The sequence below is a fragment of the Halomonas sp. 3F2F genome (assembly GCF_014897805.1).
Taxonomy (GTDB): Bacteria; Pseudomonadota; Gammaproteobacteria; order Pseudomonadales; family Halomonadaceae; genus Vreelandella.
Genome location: NZ_JABUZE010000135.1, coordinates 73463 through 83394 on the forward strand (window position 1 = coordinate 73463; position 9932 = coordinate 83394).

Annotated in this window: 6 protein-coding genes; all 6 read left to right on the top strand. The window is 52.5% G+C overall.

The window, feature by feature from the left end; all coding sequences use genetic code 11:
* Positions 1–42 precede the first annotated feature (42 nt).
* Positions 43–2817 carry a DNA gyrase subunit A gene (gene gyrA / locus INT21_RS15090; RefSeq protein ID WP_193085408.1) on the top strand — a complete coding sequence of 925 codons (2775 nt, stop codon included), beginning with the start codon at positions 43–45 and terminating at the stop codon, positions 2815–2817.
* Entirely contained in the window at positions 2801–3904 is a 1104-nt protein-coding gene (gene serC / locus INT21_RS15095; RefSeq protein ID WP_089038445.1) for a 3-phosphoserine/phosphohydroxythreonine transaminase, read from the top strand. Before gyrA ends, serC begins: the two co-directional genes overlap by 17 nt.
* A 5-nt stretch (positions 3905–3909) precedes the next feature.
* Positions 3910–5001, top strand: coding sequence for a prephenate dehydratase (pheA, locus tag INT21_RS15100; RefSeq protein WP_089038444.1), 1092 nt, complete (start codon positions 3910–3912; stop codon positions 4999–5001).
* Positions 5002–5012: 11 nt separating this feature from the next.
* The gene (locus INT21_RS15105) at positions 5013–7304 is read left to right on the top strand and encodes a bifunctional prephenate dehydrogenase/3-phosphoshikimate 1-carboxyvinyltransferase (RefSeq protein WP_193085409.1); all 2292 of its coding nucleotides are present in this window, start codon (positions 5013–5015) and stop codon (positions 7302–7304) included.
* Positions 7294–7983: a (d)CMP kinase gene (gene cmk, locus INT21_RS15110; RefSeq protein WP_193060198.1), complete on the top strand. Its 690-nt coding sequence runs from the start codon at positions 7294–7296 to the stop codon at positions 7981–7983. Before INT21_RS15105 ends, cmk begins: the two co-directional genes overlap by 11 nt.
* 184 nt (positions 7984–8167) lie before the next feature.
* Entirely contained in the window at positions 8168–9844 is a 1677-nt protein-coding gene (rpsA, locus tag INT21_RS15115) for a 30S ribosomal protein S1 (protein WP_089038441.1), read from the top strand.
* Positions 9845–9932 lie beyond the last annotated feature (88 nt).

Consider the following 9932-nt stretch of genomic DNA (forward strand, 5'->3'; position numbering starts at 1 on the left):
CAACTCTCGCAGTGCCAATGCAGTGCAAAGGATCTGACTTTCATGGGTGACATCGCCAGAGAAATCTTGCCCGTCAATATTGAAGACGAGCTTAAACAGTCGTACCTCGACTACGCGATGAGTGTCATTATCGGTCGCGCTCTTCCCGATGTGCGTGACGGCCTCAAGCCTGTTCACCGGCGCGTGCTTTTTGCCATGCACGAGCTGAGCAACGATTGGAATAAACCGTACAAGAAGTCGGCGCGTGTCGTCGGCGATGTCATCGGTAAATACCATCCGCATGGTGATAGTGCGGTCTATGACACTATCGTTCGTATGGCCCAGCACTTTTCCATGCGTCACGTACTGGTGGATGGTCAGGGTAACTTTGGTTCTATCGATGGTGATAACGCGGCCGCCATGCGTTACACCGAGGTGCGCATGGCGCGCCTTGCCCACGAGCTGCTAGCTGATCTTGAAAAAGACACCGTCGATTGGGTCGATAACTACGACGGCACCGAACGCATTCCTGCCGTGCTACCAACCAAAGTCCCGAACCTGTTAATCAATGGGTCATCCGGGATTGCAGTGGGCATGGCGACCAATATCCCGCCCCATAATATGCGGGAAATAATCGATGGTTGTCTGGCGTTAATTGATGATTACACGCTCACCGTTGATGACCTCATGCAGTACATTCCAGGGCCGGATTTCCCTACCGGGGGCATTATCAATGGTCGCGCGGGAATTTTAGACGCCTACCGCACTGGGCGTGGGCGTATCTATGTACGTGCCTGCCACACGATTGAGCATGATGATAAGAGTGGTCGAGATCACATTATTATCACTGAACTGCCTTACCAGGTGAATAAAGCGCGATTGATCGAGAAAATCGCTGAGCTGGTAAAAGAGAAGAAAATCGAGGGTATTGCTGAACTCCGCGATGAGTCGGATAAAGACGGCCTGCGCGTGGTGATCGAGATCAAACGCGGCGAATCGGGTGATGTCGTCGTCAACAACTTGTTTGCGCAAACACAATTGCAAAATGTGTTTGGGATTAACATGGTGGCGCTGGAAAATGGTCAGCCGCGCACTCTGAACATAAAAGAGATGCTTGAGGCGTTTATTCGCCACCGCCGTGAAGTTGTTACTCGCCGTACCTTGTATGAATTGAAAAAAGCCCGTGAGCGTGGTCATTTGTTGGAAGGTTTGGCAGTTGCCATCTCCAACATTGATGAAGTGATCGAGCTTATTAAGGCATCTCCCAATGCCTCTGAAGCGCGTGAAAAACTGTTGGCTAAAACGTGGAAGCCCGGACAGGTTACCGCGATGCTGGAACGCGCTGGCGCAACCTCATGCAAGCCTGAAGAGCTAGATGAAGGGTTTGGTCTAAATACGGCGGCGACGGAATATCGATTGTCGCCCGCGCAGGCTCAAGCAATTCTAGAGCTTCGTCTGCATCGCCTAACGGGTCTTGAAACCGAGAAGCTGTTAGACGAATACCTGTCGATTCTTGAGAAAATCGCGGAATTTACGACCATCCTGGCTTCTCCAGACCGTCTGATGGAAGTGATCCGAGAAGAGCTGCATGCTGTACGTGAGCAGTATGGCGATGACCGCCGTACGGAAATTCAGGCGAGCCACCTTGATTTGTCGATTGAAGATCTCATCGCTGAAGAAGATATGGTGGTCACTGTTTCCCGCTCAGGCTATGCCAAGACTCAGCCGTTGTCTGATTATCAGGCACAACGCCGTGGTGGGCGAGGTAAGTCAGCCACCGCGATGAAAGATGAAGACGTTATCGAACACCTGCTGGTCGCATCTACCCATGACACCGTGCTGCTGTTCTCTAACCGAGGCAAGGTGTATTGGCTGAAAGTGTATGAGATGCCGAACGCCAGTCGTGGTTCTCGGGGCAAGCCGCTGGTCAATATGCTACCGCTTGAAGAAGGCGAAGCCGTCAACGCCATTTTGCCAGTGCGTGATTACGATCCTGAGCACTACATTTTCTTTGCCACGGCGAAAGGTACCGTTAAACGTACCAGTCTTGAGCAATTCTCTCGCCCACGTAGTGTTGGCTTGATCGCCATTGATTTGGAAGAGGGCGACCGTTTGGTGGGGGCTGCTATTACGTCTGGCTCTGATCACGCCATGCTGCTTTCCTCTAACGGTAAGGCTATCCGCTTCGAAGAAGGCAATGTGCGTGCCATGGGCCGTACCGCCCGTGGTGTGCGCGGTATGCGCCTGGCGGGGGATGCTGAAGTTATTAGCTTGATCATTCCTAAGAGCCAGCAAATTGACGCAGAAGATGACGCCGATGTAGATGCTGATAACCAGGTTGTCGCGGCCGAGAATGCTCAAGCGGAAGGACAGATCTATATTCTCACGGCCAGTGAGAATGGTTACGGTAAGCGTACGCGCCTAGAAGAATTCCCGCTGCGTGGTCGTGGTGGGCAGGGCGTTATTGCCATGCAAACCAGCGAGCGTAACGGCGCTCTAGTGGCCGCAATGCAAGTCTATGACAGCGATGAAATGATGCTGATCACTGATCGTGGCACCTTGGTGCGTACTCGGGTTGAGGAAGTGTCAACGACCTCGCGAAATACTCAGGGCGTTATGCTGATTCGCCTGGGTAAAGAAGAAAAACTAGTTAAAACTGTCCGTGTGGATGAGCCTGCCGAAATAGATGAGCTTGAGTCAGATAGTTCAGAAGCAGACGCTCTAGACACCGGTGCGATTGATACCGATGTCGTCGATAGCGATGCTGTTGATCCAGGCAAGCCAGATAACGCTGACGATGGCGAACAGGAACAGGGAACCGATGACACGTCATTATAACTTTTGTGCAGGGCCAGCGGCCCTGCCTGTTGCCGTGCTTGAACGTGCGCGCAACGAACTGCTGGACTTTCAAGGGCGTGGCTTGTCTGTAATGGAGATGAGTCATCGCAGTGATGAATTTGTCGCTATTGCTGATCGAGCAGAAGCAGACCTGCGTCATTTGCTGGATATTCCCAGTAATTACAAAGTGCTCTTCTTGCAGGGCGGAGCCAGCATGCAGTTTGCGATGCTGCCGATGAATTTGCTTGGACAAGGGGGAAGCGCCAATTTTATCCAAACGGGCATTTGGGGTAAAAAGGCGATTAGTGAAGCCCGGCGGTTAGGGTTTAGCTGTCATATGGCAGCGTGCAGTGAAGTCAATGGTCATACAGCGGTGCCTGATGAACATGCATTGGCGATTAGCAGCGATGCCGCCTATTTGCATTACACCTCAAATGAAACCATCGGTGGCTTAGAGTTCGACTACACGCCAAGGGTGCAACGTGCAGATGGCGCGGATGTACCTTTGGTTTGCGATATGTCGTCGAACATTCTGTCCGGCCCTATTGATGTGACGCAGTTTGGAGTGATTTACGCGGGGGCTCAGAAAAACATTGGCCCGGCTGGCTTAACCTTGGTCGCTATTCGTGATGACTTGCTCGGCAAAGCGCCTAGCTCCATTCCGTCGCTGTTTGACTATCAAATGCTTGCGGACGCAGGCTCTATGGTCAACACGCCGCCAACGTTTGCATGGTACTTGGCTGGCCTTGTTTTCCAGTGGTTAAAAGATGATATCGGTGGCTTAGAGGTGATGGATGACATTAACCGGCGCAAAGCGCAGAAGCTTTACGCCGCTATTGATGCCAGTGATTTTTATACTAATCCGATTGCCAGCCGTAACCGTTCCCGCATGAATGTTCCGTTTGTGCTAGCCGATAGCAGTTTAGACAGCGTATTCCTGCAAGAAGCTGACGAGGCGGGGCTTCTTAACCTAAAGGGCCATCGTAGTGTTGGCGGCATGCGTGCGAGTTTATATAACGCTGTGCCTGAAGAGGCCGTTGACGCGCTAATCGCCTTTATGGCGGATTTTGAACAACGAAGAGGCTAACCATCATGTCCGATACGCCAATTAAATTAGACGACTTACGTCAACGTATCGACCAGTTGGATGGCGATATTCTGCGCTTGATTAGTGAGCGCGCCAACTGCGCCCAGCAGGTGGCACACGTTAAGCTTGCTCAAGATAAAGATGCCGTATTTTATCGTCCTGAGCGGGAGGCGCAGGTGCTGCGCCGCATTATGTCGTTGAATCCAGGCCCGCTAGACTCAGAAGAGATGGCGAGGTTGTTTCGCGAGATTATGTCGGCGTGCCTTGCGCTGGAACAGCCAGTCAAAGTTGCCTACCTAGGCCCAGAGGGTACATTTACTCAGCAGGCGGCGCTTAAGCACTTTGGTGAGAGCGCTGTCAGCATGCCGATGGCAGCGATTGATGAAGTCTTTCGTGAAGTAGAGGCAGGTGCTGTTCATTATGGGGTGGTGCCGGTAGAGAACTCCACCGAAGGGGTTGTCAATCATACGCTCGACACCTTTATGGACTCGTCTATCAAGATCTGCGGTGAAGTGGTGCTACGCATTCACCACCACCTGCTAATTAGTGAAACCACGCGTCGGGATAAGGTTTCACGCATCTATTCCCATCCGCAGTCGTTTGGCCAGTGCCGTAAATGGCTTGATGCTCACTATCCCCACGCTGAGCGGGTGCCTGTTTCCTCTAACGCAGAAGCTGCAAAGCTGGTCAAGACAGAGTGGCACAGTGCAGCAATTGCCGGAGATATGGCGGCCAAGCTGTATGGTTTAGAGCGCATTGCCGAAAAGATTGAAGATCGCCCTGATAATTCCACGCGCTTTCTGATTATTGGTAATCAAGATGTGCCGATATCTGGCGAGGATAAAACCTCAATTGTTGTCGCTATGCGTAACCAGCCCGGTGCATTGCATGATCTGCTGGAACCGTTCCATCGTCACCGTATTGATTTAACGCGGATCGAAACACGGCCTTCGCGGACTGGTGTTTGGAATTATGTGTTCTTTATCGATTTCAAAGGGCATCGGGATGAGCCGCAGGTAGCGGCAGTGCTCGAAGAAGTAAGACTACGTGCTTCTGAGCTGCGTGTGCTTGGCTCCTATCCTCTAGGCGTGCTGTGACGGAGTGTGCTGTGCAAGCGTTGGCATCTAGCGCTGGCGTTCGGTCATCTTGCCAAGAGTCGCACCTACTGATTGTTGGCCTTGGCTTGATCGGAGGGTCGCTGGCCGCCGCGCTACGGCATTCAGGTTTCAAAGGGCATATTTCAGCGTGTGACTCCAATGCGTCAGAAATCGCCTTGGGGATTGATTTAGGGTTGATAGATCATGGCGGTTCGCAGCTAGCAGAACTGCTTGATGACGTCTCTATGGTGATTTTGGCCGTACCGGTATTGGCCATGGAGAGTGTGATGACCACCCTGGCTGGTTCGCTTCACCGTGCGTCTAAAAACGTGGTGATTACCGATGTGGGCAGCACGAAAGCGACGATCCGTGACTGTGCTGTGCGTGCCTTCGGGGAGGTGCCCCCTTCAGTGGTGCTAGGTCATCCTATTGCAGGCTCTGAAAAAAGTGGTGTTGCTGCAGCAGACTCCGCCCTCTATATCAATCACAAAGTGATACTAACGCCGGAGCCGAATGTCGACGCAGGAGCGCTTGCACGGGTTGAGGCGTTGTGGTGTGCCGCTGGCGCAGACGTACTGCAAATGAGTGTAGAGCGGCACGACCAAGTGTTGGCACGTACCAGTCATTTGCCGCATTTGCTGGCATTTTCGTTGGTCGATACGCTGGCACGTCAAGACGAGCGGTTAGAAATTTTTCGCTATGCAGCCGGTGGGTTTCGTGATTTTACCCGTATCGCGGGCAGCGATCCTGTTATGTGGCGAGATATCTTTATTGCCAACCGGGACGCCGTCTTGTCGTCGTTAGATGATTTTGAGGCGGGGCTCGCTCGGCTGCGGAAGGCGGTGGAAAGTGGCGATAGCGATGCCCTTATTGCAACGTTTGATCGTGCCAGTCATGCACGCCATTATTTCGATACGTTATTGAATAAAACCAGCTATCAGGCGGAATATCATATGCAACCACACGGTAAAGTGACTTATCGGGTGCAGCCGGGCGGCCAGGCGCAAGGCCGTCTGCGCGTGCCGGGCGATAAATCAATGTCCCATCGCTCCATTATGCTGGGTGCTCTGGCGGAGGGAGTCACCGAGGTTAAAGGGTTTCTTGAAGGTGAGGACAGTCTTGCAACACTGCAGTCTTTTCGTGAAATGGGTGTTGCCATTGAAGGGCCATATCAGGGGCGGGTTACTATTCATGGCGTAGGGATGCATGGCTTGAAAGCCCCGGCAGGCCCGCTGTACGTGGGTAATTCAGGTACTGCCATGCGCCTGTTTGCGGGATTATTGGCAGGCCAAGCGTTTGATAGTGAGCTAACCGGTGACGAGTCGTTAACCAAGCGGCCAATGGGGCGTGTTGCTGACCCTCTGCGTTTGATGGGTGCGACTATCGACACCGCTGAAGGTGGCCGCCCGCCACTCAGGATCAAAGGTGGCGCCGCATTGCAGGGTATTTACTACGACATGCCCATGGCCAGTGCGCAGGTGAAATCCTGCTTGCTGTTAGCCGGTATGTACGCCGAAGGTGAAACTCGCGTGCGTGAGCCAGCGCCTACTCGCGATCACACCGAGCGTATGCTTAATGGTTTTGGCTACGAGGTCTCGCGCGAGGGCGATACTTGCTGGCTTCAAGGTGGCGGTAAGCTGACGGCAGGCCCGATAGATGTCCCTTCTGATATTTCTTCTGCCACGTTCTTCCTCGTCGCTGCGGCAATTACGCCAGGGGCTGACATTACCCTTGAGCACGTGGGTATCAACCCTACGCGCGTTGGTGTGATTAACATCCTCAGCCTGATGGGCGCTGACTTAACGCTTGAAAATGAGCACGAGGTAGGCGGTGAGCCGGTGGCGGATATCCGTATTCGCTATGCGCCATTAAAAGGGATTGATATCCCGGTTGATCAAGTACCGCTTGCCATTGATGAATTCCCTGCACTATTTATCGCGGCTGCTAACGCGCAAGGCAAAACGCGCTTGCGCGGTGCTGAAGAGCTGCGGGTCAAAGAGTCTGATCGGATTCAGGCAATGGCCGATGGGCTGGCGATACTAGGCGTTGAACACACAGTTGTTGAAGATGGTATTGATATTGTTGGCAATGCTGACGATGCCGTGGCGAGCTATGGCGGTGGTCGTATTGATAGCTTAGGTGATCACCGTATTGCCATGGCGTTTGCAATAGCCTCTTTGCGTGCAAGCGATGAGATTATTATTGATGACTGCGCTAATGTGGCCACTTCTTTCCCTGATTTTGTGACCTTGGCGCAGCGTATCGGCATGCAGGTAAGTGTGGAGGGAGCTAATGCCGATTAACGCCCCTGTGCTAACGATTGACGGACCAGGTGGTGCAGGTAAAGGCACCATCAGTGGGTTGGTCGCCGAACGCCTGGGGTGGCACCTGTTAGACAGTGGGGCGCTTTATCGGCTTACTGCTCAGGCAGCTTTAAAGCATAATGTGGCGTTGGATGATGAGGCGTCGTTGGCATTGCTTGCTGCGCAGCTTGATGTCGCTTTCCCAGTACAAGGTGGGCAATCTCAAACGCTTTTAGAAGGTGAAGACGTTTCCCGAGCGATACGCACAGAGCAGGCTGGTGAGCGCGCATCCCGTGTGGCGGCGCTACCGCAAGTTCGTGAAGCATTGCTTCAGCGTCAGCGAGATTTTCAACAACCGCCAGGCCTGGTAGCCGACGGCCGTGATATGGGAACCGTCGTGTTCCCTGATGCGCCATTAAAAATTTTTCTGACTGCAAGTGCGCAGGAGCGGGCTCGGCGTAGGCATCTACAGTTGCAGGAAGCCGGGGTGGATGCTAGTCTATCGAGTCTTTTAAAGGAGATTCAGGCACGCGATGCACGCGATACGCAGCGCAGTGTGGCTCCTCTCAAGCCGGCAGATGATGCCATAACGCTTGATACCACATGCCTGAGCATACCGGAAGTGGTTGATCAGTTGACCGAATTACTAGACCAACGTGGCATAGTAAGCGGCAGTTGATTCTCCCTTGCGGCGTTTTTGGAAAGGTGTCACGACGTGGCAGGGCGATAACTCCATATCAGAGAGCCCGGTCAGGTCTAACCAGCGCTAACACCTCCAAAAGCTGAATGACATTAGGCCCGTACTTGCTGGTGGTACGGAGAAGGCATTTATGCCTCAACAACGTTGATCACGTAGGAAAACCATGAGCGAAAGCTTTGCTGAACTGTTTGAACAGTCTCTTAACGACATCAACATGGAGCCAGGCGCAATTGTCGCGGCTCAGGTTGTCGACATTGACGGTGACTGGGTTACCGTTAACGCTGGTCTGAAATCTGAAGGTCAGATCCCTGCGTCACAATTCCGCGATGAGAACGGTGAACTGACCATCGCTATCGGTGACGACGTGCACGTTGCACTTGAAGCCGTAGAAGATGGCTTCGGTGAAACGCGTCTGTCCCGTGAAAAAGCCAAGCGCGCAGAAGCTTGGAAGATTCTGGAAGCAGCCTTCGAGAAAGACGAAGTCGTCAAGGGCGTGATCAACGGTAAGGTCAAAGGCGGCTTCACCGTCGACGTCGACTCTATCCGTGCCTTCTTGCCGGGCTCTCTGGTTGACGTTCGTCCGGTTCGTGATACTGCGCACCTGGAAAACAAAGAGCTAGACTTCAAAGTCATCAAGCTTGACCCGAAGCGCAACAACGTCGTTGTTTCGCGTCGTGCTGTATTGGAAGCTGAAAACAGTGCTGAGCGTGAAGCACTGCTGGCAACCCTGCAGGAAGGTCAGCAAATCAAAGGTATCGTTAAGAACCTGACTGATTACGGTGCCTTCGTTGATCTCGGCGGCGTTGATGGTCTGCTGCACATCACTGATATGGCGTGGAAGCGCATCAAGCATCCGTCCGAAATCGTTGCTGTTGGCGACGAAATCAACGTCAAAGTGCTGAAGTTTGACCGTGAGCGTAACCGCGTATCACTAGGTCTTAAGCAGCTGGGTGAAGATCCTTGGGTCAACATCAAAGACCGTTACCCGGAAGGCACCAAAGTGCACGCAGTTGTCACTAATCTGACTGACTACGGCTGCTTTGCTGAGCTGGAAGAGGGCGTCGAAGGTCTGGTTCACGTTTCAGAAATGGACTGGACTAACAAGAATATCCATCCGTCTAAAGTTGTCCAAGTGGGCGACGATGTTGACGTTATGGTTCTTGACATCGATGAAGAGCGTCGTCGTATTTCTCTGGGTATCAAGCAGTGTACTGCTAACCCATGGGAAACTTTCAACGCTGAATACAACAAGGGCGACCGTGTTTCAGGTACCATCAAGTCAATCACTGACTTCGGTATCTTTATCGGCCTTGAAGGCGGTATTGATGGTCTGGTTCACCTGTCCGATATCTCTTGGACAGAAACTGGCGAAGAAGCCGTCCGTAACTTCAAGAAAGGTGACGAAGCTGAAGCCGTTATTCTTTCAATCGATCCTGAGCGTGAGCGTATCTCCTTAGGTATTAAGCAAATGGATTCCGATCCAGTAGCTGAATATCTGTCGGTTAACGACAAAGGTAGCATCGTTACAGGCCGTATCGTAGAAGTTGATGCCAAAGAAGCACACGTTGAGCTAGCGACTGATGTTGTTGCTATCCTCAAGGCGTCTGAAATCAGTGCTGATCGCATTGAAGATGCCCGTAACGTGCTGAATGAAGGCGATAGCATTGAAGCGCGTATCGTAAGCGTTGATCGTAAGAGCCGTCAGATCAGTCTGTCGGTTAAAGCGAAAGAGCAAGATGATACTCGTCAAAATCTGAAGAAGCTGCGTGATCAAGAGCCGGAAGCAGGTGGTCCGACCACTATCGGTGATCTAATCAAACAGCAGATGGGCCAAGACTAATTAAGTAGTTGATAGTCTTGAAAAACGCCGCCCTAATGGGCGGCGTTTTTTGTTTGCCCGGCGAAGCCGGCAACCCCGGACACCTGAA